17 protein-coding genes and 2 tRNA genes are annotated in these 17,788 nt (G+C 72.5%); 11 read left to right on the top strand and 8 right to left on the bottom strand.

Annotated features, from left to right (window positions below; genetic code table 11):
• Window positions 1–3: 3 nt before the first annotated feature.
• Window positions 4–2,310, bottom strand: a complete 2,307-nt coding sequence (locus I4Q55_RS05325; RefSeq protein ID WP_242545307.1) for a PQQ-dependent sugar dehydrogenase — start codon at window positions 2,308–2,310, stop codon at window positions 4–6.
• A gap of 221 nt (window positions 2,311–2,531) precedes the next feature.
• Between I4Q55_RS05325 and I4Q55_RS05320 the strand changes: the two genes are divergently transcribed.
• The 3 genes from I4Q55_RS05320 (at window position 2,532) to I4Q55_RS05310 (ending at window position 5,815) form a co-directional block, all read left to right on the top strand.
• On the top strand, window positions 2,532–3,533 hold the full coding sequence (locus I4Q55_RS05320) for a zinc-binding alcohol dehydrogenase family protein (RefSeq protein ID WP_206785033.1): 1,002 nt from the start codon (window positions 2,532–2,534) through the stop codon (window positions 3,531–3,533).
• A gap of 78 nt (window positions 3,534–3,611) precedes the next feature.
• Entirely contained in the window at window positions 3,612–4,466 is an 855-nt protein-coding gene (locus I4Q55_RS05315; RefSeq protein WP_206785032.1) for an NAD(P)H-binding protein, read from the top strand.
• 98 nt (window positions 4,467–4,564) lie between these two features.
• Window positions 4,565–5,815, top strand: a complete 1,251-nt coding sequence (locus I4Q55_RS05310; protein WP_206784864.1) for a hypothetical protein — start codon at window positions 4,565–4,567, stop codon at window positions 5,813–5,815.
• Window positions 5,816–5,822: 7 nt separating this feature from the next.
• Here the strand turns inward: I4Q55_RS05310 and I4Q55_RS05305 are convergent, their stop codons facing one another.
• The 3 genes from I4Q55_RS05305 to I4Q55_RS05295 form a co-directional block, all read right to left on the bottom strand.
• Window positions 5,823–7,322: a hypothetical protein gene (locus tag I4Q55_RS05305; RefSeq protein WP_206784863.1), complete on the bottom strand. Its 1,500-nt coding sequence runs from the start codon at window positions 7,320–7,322 to the stop codon at window positions 5,823–5,825.
• Between the two features lie 63 nt (window positions 7,323–7,385).
• Entirely contained in the window at window positions 7,386–7,586 is a 201-nt protein-coding gene (locus I4Q55_RS05300; RefSeq protein ID WP_206784862.1) for a hypothetical protein, read from the bottom strand.
• Window position 7,587: 1 nt separating this feature from the next.
• The gene (locus tag I4Q55_RS05295) at window positions 7,588–8,001 is read right to left on the bottom strand and encodes a DUF6010 family protein (RefSeq protein ID WP_206784861.1); all 414 of its coding nucleotides are present in this window, start codon (window positions 7,999–8,001) and stop codon (window positions 7,588–7,590) included.
• A gap of 119 nt (window positions 8,002–8,120) precedes the next feature.
• On the opposite strand from I4Q55_RS05295, the gene I4Q55_RS05290 reads away from it, so the two are divergent.
• Genes I4Q55_RS05290 through I4Q55_RS05280 form a run of 3 tightly spaced genes read left to right on the top strand, consistent with a single transcriptional unit; the run spans window position 8,121 to window position 10,709 of the window.
• The gene (locus tag I4Q55_RS05290; RefSeq protein ID WP_206784860.1) at window positions 8,121–9,128 is read left to right on the top strand and encodes an SDR family NAD(P)-dependent oxidoreductase; all 1,008 of its coding nucleotides are present in this window, start codon (window positions 8,121–8,123) and stop codon (window positions 9,126–9,128) included.
• Window positions 9,125–10,015, top strand: coding sequence for an alpha/beta hydrolase (locus tag I4Q55_RS05285; protein WP_206784859.1), 891 nt, complete (start codon window positions 9,125–9,127; stop codon window positions 10,013–10,015). The genes I4Q55_RS05290 and I4Q55_RS05285 overlap by 4 nt, the downstream gene beginning before the upstream one ends.
• Window positions 10,016–10,067: 52 nt before the next feature.
• Window positions 10,068–10,709 (top strand): TetR/AcrR family transcriptional regulator, encoded by a 642-nt coding sequence (locus tag I4Q55_RS05280; RefSeq protein WP_206784858.1) that lies wholly within the window; start codon window positions 10,068–10,070, stop codon window positions 10,707–10,709.
• 17 nt (window positions 10,710–10,726) lie between these two features.
• Here I4Q55_RS05280 and I4Q55_RS05275 read toward each other — a convergent pair whose 3' ends face one another.
• A complete protein-coding gene (locus tag I4Q55_RS05275) occupies window positions 10,727–12,175 on the bottom strand; it encodes a DHA2 family efflux MFS transporter permease subunit (protein WP_206784857.1) in 1,449 nt (482 codons plus the stop codon).
• A 168-nt stretch (window positions 12,176–12,343) separates the two neighbouring features.
• Here I4Q55_RS05275 and I4Q55_RS05270 point away from each other — a divergent pair.
• Window positions 12,344–12,418: transfer RNA gene (locus I4Q55_RS05270), tRNA-Val, on the top strand.
• A 37-nt stretch (window positions 12,419–12,455) separates the two neighbouring features.
• Window positions 12,456–12,527 (top strand) — tRNA-Val (locus I4Q55_RS05265).
• 190 nt (window positions 12,528–12,717) lie between these two features.
• Here the strand turns inward: I4Q55_RS05265 and I4Q55_RS05260 are convergent.
• The gene (locus I4Q55_RS05260; protein ID WP_206784856.1) at window positions 12,718–13,323 is read right to left on the bottom strand and encodes a TetR/AcrR family transcriptional regulator; all 606 of its coding nucleotides are present in this window, start codon (window positions 13,321–13,323) and stop codon (window positions 12,718–12,720) included.
• 107 nt (window positions 13,324–13,430) lie between these two features.
• Here I4Q55_RS05260 and I4Q55_RS05255 point away from each other — a divergent pair, with 107 nt between their 5' ends.
• Together I4Q55_RS05255 and I4Q55_RS05250 are read left to right on the top strand one after the other, a co-directional pair.
• The gene (locus I4Q55_RS05255; protein ID WP_206785031.1) at window positions 13,431–14,183 is read left to right on the top strand and encodes a bifunctional 2-polyprenyl-6-hydroxyphenol methylase/3-demethylubiquinol 3-O-methyltransferase UbiG; all 753 of its coding nucleotides are present in this window, start codon (window positions 13,431–13,433) and stop codon (window positions 14,181–14,183) included.
• Between the two features lie 204 nt (window positions 14,184–14,387).
• Window positions 14,388–15,593 carry a cytochrome P450 gene (locus tag I4Q55_RS05250; protein WP_206784855.1) on the top strand — a complete coding sequence of 402 codons (1,206 nt, stop codon included), beginning with the start codon at window positions 14,388–14,390 and terminating at the stop codon, window positions 15,591–15,593.
• 1 nt (window position 15,594) lies between these two features.
• Here the strand turns inward: I4Q55_RS05250 and lexA are convergent, their stop codons facing one another.
• On the bottom strand, window positions 15,595–16,248 hold the full coding sequence (lexA, locus tag I4Q55_RS05245; RefSeq protein ID WP_091313757.1) for a transcriptional repressor LexA: 654 nt from the start codon (window positions 16,246–16,248) through the stop codon (window positions 15,595–15,597).
• A gap of 274 nt (window positions 16,249–16,522) precedes the next feature.
• Between lexA and I4Q55_RS05240 the strand changes: the two genes are divergently transcribed.
• A complete protein-coding gene (locus I4Q55_RS05240; RefSeq protein WP_206784854.1) occupies window positions 16,523–17,035 on the top strand; it encodes a lytic polysaccharide monooxygenase auxiliary activity family 9 protein in 513 nt (170 codons plus the stop codon).
• Between the two features lie 96 nt (window positions 17,036–17,131).
• Here the strand turns inward: I4Q55_RS05240 and I4Q55_RS05235 are convergent, their stop codons facing one another.
• Window positions 17,132–17,581 carry a hypothetical protein gene (locus I4Q55_RS05235; protein ID WP_206784853.1) on the bottom strand — a complete coding sequence of 150 codons (450 nt, stop codon included), beginning with the start codon at window positions 17,579–17,581 and terminating at the stop codon, window positions 17,132–17,134.
• Window positions 17,582–17,788: the final 207 nt, after the last annotated feature.

Here is a 17,788-nt window from a genome sequence, read left to right as displayed (position 1 = left end):
CGCTCAGCAGGGCTGCAGCAGCCAGCAGAGCCGGTAGTTCGCCTGGTAGGACGCGCCCGTCGCCGGCGCGACGACGTTCTGCGTCCGCGCCCCGCCGTGCGCCCAGCTGGTGAAGGCGTACTTCATGTTCAGCGGGGGCAGGTTCTGCGGGCTGTTCGCGCTGATCGAGTTGACCGACCCGGCGATCACCGTCCGGGAGAACGGCGTGCGCTGCTGGGTCCCGCCGACGGTGAGCATCGCCTGGCTGGGGCTCGACGTGAAGTTCAGCGTCACCGTCTTCGGCTGGAGGTCGATCGTCCTGGACCCGGTGCGGCCGGTCGAGTCCGTCGCGGTCAGCGTCAGCTGCAGGTACGACGGGTATTCGTGGTCCGGCGCGACGAACGAGCCCGCGGCCACGCCCGGGAAGTCCTGGACGTTGTGGGTGTGGCAGGTGCCGTTGGCCGCGCAGTGCCGGATGGCGAGCCGCCACGACAGCGCCGAAGGCGGCAGCTCGCCGTCCTGGGCGTCGACGGCGCGGCCGGAGAAGGACACCGTCTGTCCGACCGACCAGTTCAGCGTGGCGGCCGGGGTGTCGATGACCGGCACCGGGTCGAGCCCGGCCGGGGTCCCGACGGTCACCCGGACGGTCGTGGCCGCCGTCGCGCCGTGGGAGTCGGTCACCCGCAGCCCGGCGTCGACCGCCGCCGCGGTGGTGTAGGTCCGGGTCGGCCGCGGATCCGCCGAGTCGTCGTAGGCGCCGTCCGCGTCGAGGTCCCACGCGTAGGAAAGCGTGTCGCCGACGTCCGGGTCGGTGGAACCGGTGCCGTCGAACTGGACGGTCAGCGGCGCCGGTCCGCTGGACGGCGTCGCCGTGGCCACCGCGACCGGCGGCCGGTTGGTGCCGCCGGCGTAGCTCACCCGGCGCAGTTCGCCGGCGCCCAGCGCGACGTAGAAGAGGTCGCCGCCGGGACCGGTGAGCACCTGCACCGGCGTGCTCACCCCGGTCACGAACGGCACCAGCCTGCTCGAACTCGGCTGGCCGGAGACGGTCTGCATCGCCCAGATGCAGCCGCGGGAGGAATCGGCGAAGAACAGCGCGCCGGCGTACTCGGCGGGGTAGTTGCTGCCGGCTTCGAAGGCGATCCCGCTGATCGAGGAGCCGCCGGTCGGACACGGGTCGGTCGCCACGACCTTGGCGTTGTGGTTGTAGGCGAAGTACGGCGCGGTCTGCCCGCCCGCGGAGTACAGCGATTCGCAGCGGTCGAGGTTGGCGCCGTCGTAACCGGCCTGCCGGGCGCTGCCTTCGAAGCAGGGCCAGCCGAAGTTCTCGGCCACGCCGTCGCCGGCGTTCGCGACGCGGTTGATCTCCTCCCAGGTGTTCCAGCCGACGTCACCGGCCCACAGCTCGCTCGTGCCGGGCCGGAACCCGAACCGGAACTGGTTGCGGAAGCCGTAGGCGATCACCCGGCGGGCGTCGGCGTCGCCGCTGCTCGCGAAGGGGTTGCCGGGCAGGCCGGCGCCGGTGTCGGGGTCGATGCGCAGGAGCGCGCCGTTGAGCAGCACAGGCTGCCCGGCCGCGCGGCGGGGCGACTGCGACCGCAGCGCGCCGCCTTCGGCCGACGGCGGCGCGAGGTTCGTGCCGGCCGGCGCGGGCGGGTCGGCGCAGGGGTTGCCGACCTGGCCGTAGTCGGCGAAGTTGAAGCTGGCGCCGTCGCCACCACCGGCGTACAGGGCGCCGTCCGGGCCGAAGGCGAGCGCGCCGACCGAGTGGCTGGGGTACTGCTGGCACCAGCCGGTGACCAGGGGTTTCTCACTGACCGCCGTGCCGGCCGGGCCCATGGTCAGCTGGGAGACGCGGCCGGTCACGACGCAGCCGGCGTCGGTCGCGCCCGGCGGGGTCGGGCAGGTGTCGCCCCACCTCGGCGCGGTCCCGCCCGGCAGGGCGTCGAGGGTGTAGGAGACGTAGACGTACGGCCGCGCGGGGAAGGCCGGGTCGACCGCCAGCCCGAGCAGGCCGCGGTCCCAGAAGTCCTGGGTCGGGGTGCGCAGGTCGGCGAACACCGTCGCCGTCGGGTCGGCAAGGGAGTCGAACACCTTGACCAGGCCGCTCTTCTCCGCGACGAACACCCGCCCGTCGGGGGCGAACGCGGCGGCGGTCGGCGAGCTGAGGCCCCCGATGGCCAGCGTGTCGGTGAAGCCGGTGGGCACGGCGGCGGCAGCGGGTGCAGCGGTGGCGACGGCGACCGCGAGCGCGCCGGCGAGGGGCACCACCAACCCCGCGGCCGGCAGGCGTCTCGATCTTCGGGGCAGCGGGAAACGGCGAAAACCCATCACGAACTCCTCGTGCGGCGGGGACCGGACTGGCGCGAGCGCCGTCCGGTATGGCGCGCGAGGCCGGAAAGTTGTTACACCACACACAAGAAATGCGCACGAACAGCTCAATCCCGTTAGGGGTCAACGACTTACCGGCACTCGCGCGGCCGCCGCGGTGCGGCCATGCTGGGGACACCAGGGGAACGAGGAGGGTGCCCGTGACACAGCTGCCGACGACGATGCACGCCTGGCGCGTGCAGCGGCCGGGTCCGATGCCGACCGGGCCGGTGGACCTGGTGCGGGCCCCGGTGCCGCGCCCCGAAGCGGGGGAGCTGCTGGTGCGCGTGCTGGTGTGCGGCGTGTGCCGGACGGACCTGCACGTCGCCGAGGGCGACCTGCCGGTGCACCGGCCGGGGGTGACGCCGGGTCACGAGGTCGTCGGCGAGGTGGTCGCGCTCGGCGCGGACGTCACCGGCTTCGCCACCGGCGACCGGGTCGGGATCGCGTGGCTGCGCGCGACCTGCGGGCGGTGCCGGTACTGCCTGCGGGGCCGCGAGAACCTGTGCCCGGAGTCGCGCTACACGGGCTGGGATGCCGACGGCGGGTACGCGGAGTTCGCGGTCGTCCCGGCGGCGTACGCGTTGCCGTTGCCCGCCGGCTACACCGACGACGAGCTGGCGCCGCTGCTGTGCGCCGGGTTGATCGGGTACCGCGCGCTCCTGCGGGCAGAGCTGCCCGAAGGCGGCCGTCTCGGCATCTACGGGTTCGGCGGCAGCGCGCACCTGACCGCCCAGGTCGCGATCGCGCGGGGAGCCGCGGTGCACGTGCTGACCCGCAGCGCCGAAGCCCGCGAGCTGGCGCTGGCACTGGGGGCGGCGTCGGCGGGGGACGCGGCCGAGCCGCCGCCGGAGCCACTGGACTCGGCGATCCTGTTCGCGCCGGTGGGAGACCTGGTGCCGCCGGCACTGGCCGCGCTCGACCGCGGCGGGACGCTCGCCGTCGCGGGGATCCACCTGTCCGATGTGCCGCCGTTGGACTACCAGCGGCACCTGTTCCAGGAACGCCAGCTGCGCAGCGTCACCGCGAACACCCGGGCGGACGCGCGCGAGTTCCTGGCCTTCGCCGGTCACCACCACCTGGAAGTCAGCACGGTGCCCTATGCGCTGGACGCGGCGGACCGGGCGCTGACCGACCTGGCCGCGGACCGGGTGACCGGAGCGGCGGTGCTGCGGGCGACGTGATTCCACTGGTAACCCCATTGTGATATCACTGATGCTAACGTGGTTAGTATCAGCGTGAACAACACGAAGGGGTGGACCATGATCGTCATCACCGGGGGTACCGGGAAGCTCGGGTCGGGCATCGTCGACCGGCTGCTCGAGCGCGTTCCGGCGGCCGAAATCGGGGTCAGTGTCCGGGACCCGGCCCGGGCGGCGGACCTCGCCGCGCGGGGCGTCCGGGTCCGGCGCGGCGACTTCGCCGACCCGGGCTCGCTCGCCGCGGCGTTCGAGGGGGCGGCGCAGGTTCTCGTCGTGTCCACGGACGAAACGGGCGAGGAAGCCGTGGCGCACCACGTCTCGGCGATCGAAGCCGCGCGCGACGCGGGCGCCAAGCGCGTCCTCTACACCAGCCACCAGGGCGCGGCCGCCGGTTCGCGGTTCGCGCCCATGGCCGACCACGCCGCGACCGAGCGCCGGCTCGAAGGTGCGCCGTTCACCGCGCTGCGCAACGGTTTCTACGCCGCCACGGTGCCGCTGCTGCTCGGCGGCGCGCTGGAGACCGGCGAACTGGCCGCGCCGGTCGACGGGCCGGTGTCCTGGACCGCGCACGCCGACCTCGCCGAAGCCGCGGCGATCCTCCTTGCGGACGAGGGGCGCTTCGACGGGCCCACGCCGCCGCTGACCGCGCCGGTGGCGCTCGACCTCGAGGACGTCGCCGCCCTGCTCACCGAACTCACCGGCCGCCGGATCCGGCGGGTGGTGGTCTCCGACGACGCCTGGGTGGCGGGCCTGATCGGGCACGGCGTCCCGGCGGCGCGCGCGGAGCTGCTGCTCGGCATGTTCCGGGCCGCGCGCCGCGGCGAGTTCGCCACGGCCGGGCCGGACCTGGAAGCCTTGCTGGGCCGGTCGGCGACCCCGCTGCGGACCGTCCTGGCCGAGGCGCTCACGCGGTAGCCGGGGGCGCGAGGAGGTCCACAATGGACTGTCCGGAGTACAAGAGCCGTACAAGGCCGGTGTACGAATTTTGGATTGCCCGCTGGCGTACTGCTCCCATGCGAACTCCGAAAGTCCTCCTCCTCGCGCTGGCCGTGGCGGCCGGCGCGCTGGCGCTGCCCGGGACGGCCAGCGCCGCGTACAGCGATCCGCTGACGACGACGACCAAGCAGAACCTGGTGTGGCACGCGACGCCGGCCTCCGCGCTGACCGCGCTGGACAGCGCGCTGCCGAACGTCAGCCTCAACACCGTCGTCAACGACACCAGCTACGCCATGACCGGCTGTACCACCGCGGAGAAGGCCTCGCTGCCCAAGGCGCCGGTGGCCACCAAGTCGATGTGCTGGGACGCCGACCGCGCCGGGACGAAGACGTGGAGCCCCCAGGGCATCACGACCTCCGGCGACGCCGACGACGACGGCAAGTGGGGCGACGACAAGATCATCCTGTCCGGCTGGCACGGCACCGACGAGCTCGGCCGCTACAACGACGCCCGGATCCAGGCGATCAACTACAACGACCCGGCCAAGCCGTCGTACCGGATGCTCTACCTGGCCGTGCCGAACAGCACCGGCTCCAGCTTCTCCGCCGCGCAGGCCCACATGGGCGGGATGGCCTGGTACGGCGACAAGATCTACGTGACGGCGGAAGGCAACACCTCGACCGCCATCCGCGTGTTCAGCACCAAGCACATCCTGCAGATGACCGACACGACGTCGAACTCCATCGGCAAGACCTCGGGCGGATACGCCGCCTACACCTACAAGTACGCGATGATGCAGGTCGGCTACTACACCTACGCGGGCGGCACCTGCAGCATGGCGTCCGACACGGGCGTGCCGTGCTTCTCGTCGATGTCGCTGGACCGCAGCACCACCCCGGCGTCGGTCGTGACGACGGAGTACTTCTCCGACCAGAGCCTCCACGGGCGCCTCTACCGCTACCCGATGGGCACGGACTTCCTGCTGTCGGCGTCGTCGTCCGGCACGGTGGGCGCGACCGAGGCGCTGCGCAGCTCGGTGGGCAACATGCAGGGCGTGCTGTCCAACAACGGCAAGTACTACGTCGCCCACAGCTCGGCGACGATCAACGGCCAGCTCTGGACCCAGACGACGGCGAAGAGCAGCTCGGCCACCTGCGGCACCGGCACGACGGCCTGCTGGGCGGTCCACCCGGAGGCGCTGACCTACGACTGGTCGACGGGCCTGGTGTGGTCGCAGTCGGAGTGGTCGACGGCCGACTGCTCGGCGAAGAACCAGGTCTGCGGCCGCGCGGTGTTCGCGGTGCCGCTGTCCTCGCTGCCGGCGTGAAAAGTGTTCAGGTGACCGGCGCCGCCGGCTCGGGTTCCCGGGCCGGCGGCGCCGCCGCGGCGCGACGGCGGCGTTGCCACAGTTCCCGGCCTCGCCGCAGCAGCACCGGCGCCACCATGACGCCCAGCGCGAGCGCCGTGACGTCGAGCAGGTAGGCCGCCAGCCAGACGTGCTTGGCGATCTCGAAGTACCCGTCACCCACGACCGACATCGCCGCGATGCCCAGCGCGCTCGTGACGGCGACGCCGGCGACGATGCCGTAGCGGGTCGTCGACCGGCGGCGGCGCACCAGCGCCACCACCGCGGCGGCCAGGCCGAGCAGGACGAGCAGCGCGGGCAGCCACGGCAGGCCCATCCCGTCGAGCCACTGCTGGAACGTCGCCGCGTCGCCACCCATGTCGCCGCTGACCGGGGCCGAGTTGTCCGGCGGACGGCTCACCGCCGACCACGGCTGGTCCGGCAGGTACGGCAGGCTCCGGCCCAGCGTCGCCTGCAGGCCGACGCCGATCGCGTGCGCCAGCACACCGGGGTGCTCCAGCAGGAGGTCCCACGCCTTGTGCTTGACCGCGGTGGGGTCTTCGAGCAGCACGTCCGAGCCGGCGAGCGCCTCGGGGCCGTCCGGGTAGTACGCGTGCCCCGCGCTGTCCTGCGCGGCTTCGGGCAGGCCGAGCCGGGACGCCGAGCCCGGCACCTCGGCCAGCGCGAGGGTGTAGACGACGTTGACCGCGTTGACGTCGGCGTAGTTGCGTTCCTGCCACGCGAGGTTCGCGCGGATCGGGGCGATGATCTCCAGTACGAGCAGGACCGCGAGCACCGGCCCGACGATCCGGCCGGTCCACCACTTCCCGCTGCCCGGCCGCGCGGCGGTGACCGCGCAGACGAGCACGGCCAGCACGAACAGCGGCAGGAAGCCGATCTTCGCCAGCCCGCCCACGACCCCGCCGACGGCGACGAGCACGAGGGCGGCCAGCCGCGCGAAGCCGTCCTCCGCCTTGGTCGCGGCGATGACCGCGAGCCCGCACATCAGCGTGTACGCGCCGAACAGGCCGGCCGGCTCGGCGAACGTCGAGAGGAACAGCCGCGCGAAGGCCGGCTCGAGCAGGGGGAGCAGCGGGGGTACCAGGAACAGCAGCCGCTTCGGGCCGCGGGCCTGCAGCGCCCAGGCCGCGAGCAGGGTGACCAGGAAGACCAGCAGCACGTACAGCCAGCCGAGTTCGAGGAGGCTGAACGAACCCTGCCCGTTGGCGACGGACCCGAACAGCACCGCGGCGCTGGAGGGCTGCGGATCCGGGCACGGTGTCCCGCGCCCGAAGTCGAGCACGACCCCGCCCAGCCAGCTCGCCTTGTGGTTCGGCGTCGCGGGCGTCAGCCCGGGCCCGCAGAACAACCGATAGCCGTCCCCGTTGTCCCCGGCGCCGGTCGGTGTGCCGCCCAGCAGACCGAGGACGAGCGCCAGCACGAGCGCGGCGACCGCCGCGGTCGCCGTGGCGATCCCCACCCTCTTCATTCCGGTCAGCGTAGGTGGTCGGGGCCCGAACCGGTTCCGGAACACCCGATTTGCGGGGTGTGATCAGGCTCCCGGGTGCCCGCAGGCGTAGACGTCGGCCGACGCCAGCGCGACACAGGCGGGGCAGGTGTTGACCGAGCGGTCGCGGCGGCCGTAGTACGGGTGGCGGGCGCCGCACAGCGCCGTGATCACGTCCCCGGGCCGCGGATCCGGGTGGCACCGGGGGCAGTAGGCGTGCGCGGCGCGTTCGACGTCGGCGGACATGTCACCCGGGTACCCCCGGCGGTGGCGCGCCAACCCGCCGCCACGCCCACACCGACCGGCCGCCGGTGAAGCACCAGATCGCGATGACCGGGTCGCAGATCGCGCAGCCGAACGACGAATCATGGGCGAACGGCAGGATCGGCTGGCCCTTGAGGTGGTGGACGACGTCCCAGCCGGTGTGCAGCAGCCAGCCGATGCCGATGAACGTCCACGAGTCGAGCCCGCGGAACGCGACGTAGGTCAGCACCGCGCAGAACGCCAGTTCCCACGGCCCCAGCGCGCCGCCGGAGAGGTAGGCCGCGCCCGCGCCGCCCACCATGACGGCGTTGAACCGCTGCCGGTGTCGCTCCGGGATCAGGGAGTTGAGCAGGACGTAGCCGAGGCCGACAAGGATCGGCGCCAGGATCTCGATCACGGGATCCGAGGTTAGAAACGGGCCGCCGGGGCGGCCAGTGGCTCGATGGTCAGGGGGCGCCGGGATCTCGCCATCAAATTAACTCAAGCGCTTGACTTAAACTGAGGTACGCTGTCGCCGTGACCACCACGGAACGGCTCACCGCGGACAGCCCGATCGGCGAGTGGGTCGCGCACCCCGACGGCGGCCCGCTGATCCGCGCCCTGCTCGCCGAAGCGGGGGTCGACGAGACCGTCCTCGCGCCGGTCCGCCTGCTGCCGCTGCGGCAGCTGGTCACCCTCAGCCAGGGACGGCTCGCCCAGGACGTCGTCGACGACATGGTGGCCCGCGCCAACCACGGCGTCGTCCCGGCGCCGGTCTCCGGGCGGACCGGCTGGCGCGAGCGGATCGTGCCCGGCCGGTTCGCGGGCAAGACCGTCGTCGTGACCGGCGCCGCGTCCGGGATCGGGCGGGCCACCGCGTCCCGCATCGCCCGTGAAGGCGGCCGGGTCGACGTCTCGGCGGACCGGCTGGACGAGTTCGCCGCCGGCCTCGGCTCGTCCGAACTGGTTGCCGTCTCCGCCGACATCACCGGAGAGCACGGCGTCGCGCGGATCCTCGCCGCCGCGGGCTCGCGCATCGACGGGCTGGCCAACGTCGCCGGGATCGTCGACGACTTCTCCCCGGCCCACGAGGTGAGCGACGAACTGTGGCAGCGCGTCTTCGCCGTGAACGTGGACGGGACGTTCCGGCTCATCCGCGCGGTCGTGCCGTCGATGCTCGAAGCGGGCTCCGGCGCCATCGTGAACGTCGCTTCCGAAGCGGCGCTGCGCGGCTCGGCCGCCGGGATCGCCTACACCGCTTCGAAGCATGCCGTCGTCGGCATCACCCGCAGCTGCGCCTTCATGTACGGGCCGCACGGCATCCGCGTCAACGCCGTCGCGCCGGGCGGCGTCGCCACCGGCATCGGGCTGCCCGCGGAGCCGTCGGAATTCGGGCAGGGCCGGGTCGGGGAGTTCCTCGGGCTGATCCCGCCGATCGCCACGGCGGAACAGCTGGCCGCATCGATCACCTTCCTGCTCGGCGACGACGGCGTGAACGTCAACGGCGCCCTGCTGCCGTCCGACGGTGGCTGGTCGGTGCAATGACCGTGCCCCTGTCCGCGGTGGCGCCCGAGCTGCGCGCCCGGGTCCGGCGGCTGCCGCGCCTGCCGCTGGAGCGCGCCTGGGCGCGGCGGCTGATGCGGGCGGCGACCGGGCGGATGCGGCCGCGGCCGGTCCCGGACGTCGACGTCGAGCTGCGGCCCGGCCTCCGCGTCTACCGGCCGCGGACGCCGCGGTCCGACCTGACGCTGCTGTGGATCCACGGCGGCGGCCTGGTCATCGGCGGCGCGGCCCAGGACGACCGGTTCTGCGCCGGCACCGCCCGCGAGCTCGGCATCACCGTGGTGTCGGCCGAGTACCGCCTCGCCCCGGAACACCCGTACCCGGCCGCGCTCGACGACTGCCACGCCGCCTGGACGTGGCTGCGGGCCGGCGTCGCCGCGGAGCGGGTGGTCGTCGGCGGGCAGAGCGCCGGCGGCGGGCTCGCGGCGGCCCTCGTGCAGCGCCTGCACGACGAGGGCGAGCGGCCACGCGCGCAGTGGCTGTTCTGCCCGATGCTCGACGACCGCACCGCGGCCCGGCGCGCCCTCGACGCCGCCCGGCACCGGGTCTGGGACAACCGCCTCAACCGCTTCGGCTGGCGCGCGTACCTCGGGACCGAACCCGGCGCGCCGGTCGTGCCGCACTACGCGGTGCCCGCCCGCCGCGACGACGTCACCGGGTTGCCGGAGACGTGGATCGGCGTCGGGGACATCGACCTGTTCCACGACGAAGCCGCCGAATACGCCCGCCGGCTGCGCGCGGCCGGCGTCGGCACGACGTTCCACGTCGCGCCCGGCGGGCCGCACGGGTTCGAGGCCTGGGCGCCGTCGGCCGCGTTCACCCGCCGCTACCTGGACGCGGCGCGGGCGTGGCTGGGACGGCTCCGGTGAGCGGCTCCGTAAGGTGGGAGCCGGCAGGGCGTCGGGTGGACCGGGTGGGTGGATGAACGTCAAGGCGGATCGCGCGAGTGCCACGCGGGAGAGCATCCTCGTGACGGCGGAGCGGTTGTTCGCCGAGCACGGCGTGCACGCGGTGTCCAACCGGCACATCAGCGAGGCGGCCGGGCAGGGCAACAACGCCGCGGTCAACTACCACTTCGGCACCAAGGTCGACCTGGTCCGCGCGATCACCCGCAAGCACTCCGTGCGGATCGAGCGGCTGCGCGAGGAACTCGTCGAGGCCGTCGACGGCGACGGCGACCTCCGCGACTGGGTGGCGTGCCTGGTCCGGCCGAGCACGAGCTACCTGCACGAACTGGGCGCGCCGACGTGGTTCGCGCGGTTCAGCGCCCAGGTGATGACCGACCCGGCCCTGCGGGCGATCCTCGCGGAGGAGTCACTGTCCTCGCCGGCCCTCGCCCGCGTGGTCGAGGGCCTGAACCGCTGCCTCGGCGGCCTGCCCGCCGAAGTCCGCGCCGAGCGCGGCGACATGGCCCGCCAGCTGATGATCCACATGACGGCCGAGCGCGAGCGGGCACTGGCCGAGGGCACGGCCACCCCGCGGGCGAGCTGGAACGACGCGGGCACGGGCCTGATCGACGCGATCACCGGCCTCCTCCTCGCCCCGGTGACCCCGCCCTCCTGACCCCGCCGGCGCGGGACTCAGTGCACCGAGGTGGACGGTGTGGCCGGGCGGCCGCGCCGGACCAGCCAGCTGCCCGCGAAGGCGACCAAGCCGACGACCCCGGCCACGACGAACGCCGTCCGCAGCCCCGCGGCATCCGGGCTGGTCGCCGTCGTGTCGTGGCTGCCCAGCGTCGCCACGCTGACGAACATCGCCGTGCCGAGCGCGCCGGCCACCTGCTGCAGCGTCGAGAGGATCGCGCTGCCGTGCGAGTACAGGTGCTCGGGCAGCACCCCCAGCGACTCGGTGAACAACGGCGTCATCATCAGCCCCAGCCCGGCCATCATCAGCACGTGGATCCCGATCACCGCGACCAGCGGCGAATCCGGCCCCAGCGCCGCGAACAGCCACAGCGAAGCGGCCATCGCCGCCGCGCCGGGGATGACGAGCGGGCGCCCGCCGACCTTGTCGAACAGCGCGCCGACCGGCCGGCCCAGCAAGCCCAGCACCAGACCGCCGGGCAGCACGGCCAGCCCGCTGACGAACGTGCTGGTGTGCAGCACCGTCTGCAGGTAGAGCGGCAGCAGGATCGCCGCCGCGCCGATCAGGCACACGAACACCAACGCCGTCAGCGCCAGCGCGACCACGAAGCTGCGGTGGGTGAACGGCCGCAGGTCCAGCAGGGCCCGGTCCTGCCGCTGCAGCCGCACCTGCCGCCAGGTGAACACGACCAGCGCGGCGACGCCGACGACGATCGGCACCCAGCCCGGCACCAGCGGCTCGGCCCCGGCCTGCTCCCCGCTCGACGACAGCCCGTACAGCACCCCACCGAACCCGATCGCCGACAGCAGCACCGACGGCAGGTCCAGCGGCAGCCGGCGGCGTTCGCCGTCCAGACGCAGCAGAACCGCCCCGGCCACCAGCGCGGCCACCGACAGCGGCAGCACGATCCAGAACATCCAGCGCCAGCCCAGCGACGACAGCACCGCGCCGCCGATCGTCGGCCCGATCGCCGGCGCCACCGCGATCACGATCGTGATCGTGCCCATCGTCGCGCCCCGCCGCTCCGGCGGCACCAGCAGCATCACCGTCGTCATCAGCAGGGGCAGCATCACCGCCGTGCCGCACGCCTGCACCACGCGCCCGGCCATCATCAGCCCGAACCCGGGCGCCAGCGCGCACAGCACCGTGCCCACGCTGAACGCCGACAGCGAGAACAGGAACACCTGCCGCGCCGAGAAGCGCTCCAGCATGAACCCGGTCGTGGGAATGACGACGGCCATCGTCAACAGGAACCCGCTGGTCAGCCACTGCACTGTCGTGGTGGGGACCCGCAGGTCGACGGTCAGGTCCCGCAAGGCGACGCTCAAGATCGTCTCGTTGAGGATCATCACGAACGCGGAGAGCACGAGAACCCCGATGAGGAGTCCCGAACGCGCCGGGGCGCGGTGCACGTCGGCGGGCGGGGTGGACACGGTTTCGGTCATCGGGGTGGGACTTCTCCTGGTCGGTCGGGACGGCCGCGGCGAACACGGACGTCCTTCGCAGTGTGCCCGTTTCCGGCCACTTCTGTCAGGAGGTTTTCCGTACAGCGGACCCCCTGCAAAGCCGTTCGAGGCATCCGATATGCTTCCGCCAGTACGAAGTTCCGCAGCGCGCGATTAGCTCAGCGGGAGAGCGCTTCCCTGACACGGAAGAGGTCACTGGTTCAATCCCAGTATCGCGCACCACGAAGACCACCCCCGGAATTCGTGAAGTTCGTACCACGGGCGATTAGCTCAGGGGGAGAGCGCTTCGTTCACACCGAAGAGGTCACTGGTTCGATCCCAGTATCGCCCACGAGATTCGTAGGAGAGCCCTGTCCGCGGAAAGCGCGGACAGGGCTCTTCTCGTCGTGTCCTGTGGGGGCCGAGCCCCCACGCCCCCGCCGGGGGCAAGCCCCCGGACCCCCGCGTGTGGTCACCTTTTCGTGTTGGCTGCTGTTTGATCCACTTTGGACTGTTGGTCTGGTTGGTCTGGTTGGTTTGGGTCAGAGTAGGCGGCGTTGGAGGGGGTCTGCCATCACCGTGTTGACCATTTTCTCCAGCTCTGTGGGGTCTGGGAGGGATTGGCGGGGGCGGCCCGCGAAGATCAGGTGGGCTGCTCCGATCAAGGAGACCGCCAGGGCGCTCAGGTCCGCGTTCGGTGCTATGCGGCCCTGTTCGCGCTCGGCTGACAAGTAGGTCGCCAGCATGGCCTGGGCCTCCGACAGAATCGGGAGGCCCTTTTCTCCGCTTTCCCCGCGTAGGCGGGTGCGGAGCTCGTCGCGGAAGAAGATCAAGCTCGTCAGGGCTACCGAGATCGGGTCGAACAGGTCTGTCAGTGCGTCGACGAGGTTTTCGGTGACGCTTCGGGTTCCCGCCGCTGCTTCCAGGAGAGCCGCCTGGTCTGCCAGGCGGGCCAGGCGGTCGCGGACCAGCTCCGCCAGGAAGTCGTCGAAGTCGGCGAAGTGACGGTGCAGGACCCCTTTCGCGACGTCGGCTTCGGTTGTCACCGCGCGGCTCGTCAGGGCGTTCGGGCCGTCGCGGAGGAGAACCCGCTCCGCCGCGTGGAACAGCTGCCCGCGCACGTCGCGCAGGTGGACCCCGGTTGGCATGGCGCCATTCTCCGGTACGCCCGCGGCGAACGCTCGCGCGGTTGCCCTAGTGGGCGACTGCCCACTAAAGTGGGCGCATGCCCACTCAACCTCATGAAGCCCGGTCCGTGGCGGAGTCCTTCGGTGCCGACGTCGAACGCTACGACCGGGCGCGGCCCGAATATCCGCGCGACCTCGTGGCGGGGATCGTCGCGTCGAGTCCCGGTGGCGACTTCCTCGATGTCGGTTGTGGCACCGGGATCGAGGCGCGGCAGTTCCGCGCCGCGGGGTGCCGGGTGCTCGGCGTCGACCCCGATCCGCGGATGGCCGCCTTCGCCCGCCGTGGCGGGATCGACGTCGAGGTGGCCACGTTCGAGGACTGGGACCCGGCCGGGCGGACCTTCGACGCCGTCGTCGCCGGGCAGGCCTGGCACTGGGTCGACCCGGTTGCGGGGCCGGCGAAGGCGGCCGCGGTGCTGCGGCCCGGCGGGCTGCTCGCCGTGTTCGCCCACGTGTTCCAGCCGCCTGCCGAGGTGGCGGACGCGCTGGCCGCGGCCTGCCGTCGCGTGCTGCCCGACGTGCCGTTCGCGGCGGAGTCCCGGCCCGCCGGGGAGATCTACGACGTGATGTTCACCGGTTTCGCCGACGCGATCCGGAAAGCCGAGGGGCTCGGCGAGCCGGACCGCCGCCGGTTCACCTGGGAGCGGAGGTACGCGCGCGAGGAGTGGCTCGACTTCCTGCCCACGACCGGCGGCCTGACGCGGTTGTCACCGGACGCGCTCGCCGAGGTGCTGGCCGAGGTCGGGGCGGCCATCGATCGCGTCGGGGGGAGTTTCGTGCTGCCGTACGCGACCGAGGTAGTGATCGCGAGGAAGGCTTGACAAAAAAAGTTGTCGGTGAGACGGTGATGCCCGCGAGGGCGAGGACCGCGACGACGAGGTTCGCGCGCGGCGACGCCTCCCCGGCGGCTCTGGATGGCTCGGGCACGGGCGGTCCTCCGAAGATTGAAATTAAATCAGTCGCTTGACTTAGCGTAGCAGGCTTCGGTTGACTACTCACGAACCGATGGCCACCGCGGAGGAATGATGACGACGACCGCCGAGCTCCCCGAGTTCCCGATGACCCGGGCCGCCGGTTGCCCGTTCGACCCGCCGCCGGCCGCCCGCGCGCTGCAGGGAGAAGCCCCGCTCGCGCGGGTCCGGTTGTGGGACGGCAGCACGCCGTGGCTCGTCACCCGCTACGCCGACCAGCGGGCGCTGCTGGCCGACCCGCGGGTCAGCGCCGACGTCACCCGGCCCGGCTACCCCAGTCCCGCGCCGCTGCCGAAGGGTGGCACCGGCATCAGCTTCATCCTGATGGACAACCCCGAGCACGCGCGGCTGCGCAAGATGGTGACGGCGCCGTTCACGATCCGCCGGGTCGCCGCGATGCGCCCGGCCGTGCAGCGGATCGTCGACGACCAGATCGACGCGCTGCTGGCCGGCCCGAACCCGGTCGACCTCGTCGAGGCGTTCGCGCTGCCGGTGCCGTCACTGGTGATCTGCGAGCTGCTCGGCGTCCCGTACGCCGACCACGACTTCTTCCAGGACAACAGCAAGGTCATCATCCGCCGCGACGCCAAGCCGGAAGAACGCGCGGCCGGGCACCGGGCACTGATCGGCTACCTCGACGACCTGGTGGCGGCGAAGCCGGCCGCGCCCGCCGACGACCTGCTGTCCGGGCTCGCGGCCCGCGTCGCGACGGGCGAACTGACCCGGCTCGAAGCGGCGCAGATGGGCGTCCTGCTGCTCATCGCCGGCCACGAGACGACGGCGAACATGATCGCGCTCGGCACGCTGGCCCTGCTGGAGCACCCGGACCAGCTGGCGCTGCTGCGCGAGAGCGACGACCCGGCGCTGGTCGCGTCGGCGGTCGAGGAACTGTTGCGCTACTTGAACATCACGCACAACGGACGTCGCCGCGTCGCGCTGGCGGACATCGAAATCGCCGGCCGGGTCATCCGCGCGGGCGAGGGCCTGATCATGGCCAACGACATCGCCAACCGCGACCCGGAGGTCTTCCCCGACGGCGACCGGCTCGACCTGACCCGCGACGCGCACCGCCACGTGGCCTTCGGCTTCGGCGTCCACCAGTGCCTCGGCCAGCCGCTGGCCCGGCTGGAGCTGCAGGTGGTCTACAGCACGCTGTACCGGCGGATCCCGGCGCTGGCGCTGGCCACCGACGTCGGGCAGATCCCGTTCAAGCACGACGGGTCGGTGTACGGCGTGTACGAGCTGCCCGTCACCTGGTGAGTCAGACGCTCCGCAGCACCGACACGACCGCGCCGAGGATCACCGCGCGGTCGCCGTCGATGACGTCGTAGGCCGGGTTGCGGGGCTCGAGGTACACGTGGCCGTCGCGGCGGCGGTAGACCTTGACCGTCGCCTCTTCGTCGATCATCGCCGCGACGATCTGGCCCGAGTGGGCTTCGGACTGCTGCTTGACCACGACGATGTCGCCGTCGCAGATGGCCGCGTCGATCATCGAGTCGCCGCGGACGCGCAGGCCGAACACCGTGCCCCGGCCGGTGAGGTCGCGCGGGAGCTTGAGGACGTCGTCGGTGTGCTCGACCGCCGAGATCGGCGTGCCGGCGGCGATGTCGCCGACCACGGGCACCGGCACCGAGTCGCCGTCCTCGGCGGCGGCCGAGCCGTTCAGGAACGCGCGGACGTCGATCGGGCGCGAGACGGTGGCGCCGCGCCGCAGGAAGCCCTTGTCCTCCAGGCTCGCCAGGTGCTTCGACACCGACGACGTCGACTGCAGGCCGACGGCCTCGCCGATCTCGCGCGTGCTGGGGGAGTAGCCGTGCTGGACCACCCAGTCCCGGATCGCGACCAGGATCCGCTGCTGCCGCTCCGGCAGGGCCGAGGGGTCGAGGTGCTCGAAGGTGTCGTCGTAGGTGGTCACGGGCGTGATCCTAGGGGGAGTGGACTGCCCGCCGCCGCCCGGTCCCCGGGTCGCGGTCCCGCTCAACGGAACAGCGGGTGACAGTTGGCGCCTTACCAACATCAACCGTGACTTTGCCGAACGTTGACCTGGGCGGCGAACCGACGTATGGTCTAGACCACAAATTTCCTTCGCTCGTAACCCTTCCCGTCGCGGCGGACCTCCCAGCGAGGCCGGGGCCGCGGCCTCGCCGTGCCCGGCGGCGGGAGGCGAGCCCGTCCCCGAAGGAGCTGGTATGAACCGCAAACTGGTCGCCGCCGCGGCGGGTGTCCTCCTGGCCCCGGTGCTGGTGGTGCTCAACCCCGCCGGGATCGCGAGCGCCCACGGCTACGTCAGCTCACCGGCCAGCCGGCAGGCGCAGTGCGCCCAGCGCGTCGTGTCGTGCGGGTCGATCCAGTACGAACCCCAGAGCGTCGAAGGGCCGAAGGGCCTGCGGTCCTGCAACGGCGGCGTGGCCCGGTTCGCCGAGCTCAACGACAACAGCAAGGGCTGGCGCGCCGCCAAGGTCGGCCGCACGGTGACCTTCACGTGGACGTTCACGGCCCGCCACCGCACGTCGAACTACCAGTACTTCATCGGCGGCCAGAAGATCGCGGAGGTGAGCGGCAACGACCAGCAGCCGCCGGCCACGGTCGCGCACCCGGTGAACCTGGGCGACCGCACGGGCCGCCAGACGGTCCTCGCGGTGTGGAACATCGCCGACACGTCAAACGCCTTCTACGCCTGCATCGACCTGCAGGTGGGCTGAACCCGGCGCGGCCACCGGGGCGCGTTGTCCACTGTGGTCGGGCGGGCCGGCGGCTGCCACAGTGCGCCGGGCGGTCCGGCCATTGTGGACGTCGGATCAGCGCGGTGGCGGTGCCGGGAGGCCCGCCGCGGCCAGTGCGGCCCAGAGCGGCCGCGCGTCGAACCGGCGTGGCCCCAGTCCTTCGACGAACTGGCAGCCGTAGCCGGCGGCAGTGACGGTGGTCGTGCGGCCCCGGGCGTCGAGGAACCTCAGTTCGAAGCCGGGACCCATGTCGGCGGTGCAGGCCAGGTTCGACGGCGGTTCCGGCAGGCCGCACGCGGCGGCGACGATGCTCCTGATCGCCGCCGCGTCGGTGGTGCGGTCTTCGGCCGGAGCGCGTCCCGTGGCGGAGGGCAACGCGGGGTACAGCGGCCCGCGGACCACGAGTTCCCGAGGCTCGTAGGACGGGGTGCACAGCGCCTCGGCCGTCCGGGGCACCTGCTGGTTGCGGCCGCAGGCCGCGGTGCTCAGGACGACGAGGAGCACGAGAGCGGACAGCCTGCGCACGGGCGGTGCCTCCTTCGATCCGGTGCCTTCCGGACGGAACGACCCGGCCGCCCGGTTGCACGGTTGCCGCCGGTGCCGGGGCCGGCCGCCGCCGAGATACTGATGCGAACTCGGCGCGCGACCGCCCGCTGAAATGGCGACCCTGGTCAACCGGACGATCCTGGTTGTCGGGGCGCAGCGCGCTGCCGTAGCCGTCGAGGTAGGCCA

The sequence above is a fragment of the Amycolatopsis sp. MtRt-6 genome, from assembly GCF_017308975.1.
Classification (GTDB): Bacteria; Actinomycetota; Actinomycetes; order Mycobacteriales; family Pseudonocardiaceae; genus Amycolatopsis.
The sequence above is the reverse complement of the archived record's forward strand: the minus strand, read 5'-3'. Positions and strand labels throughout refer to the sequence as shown.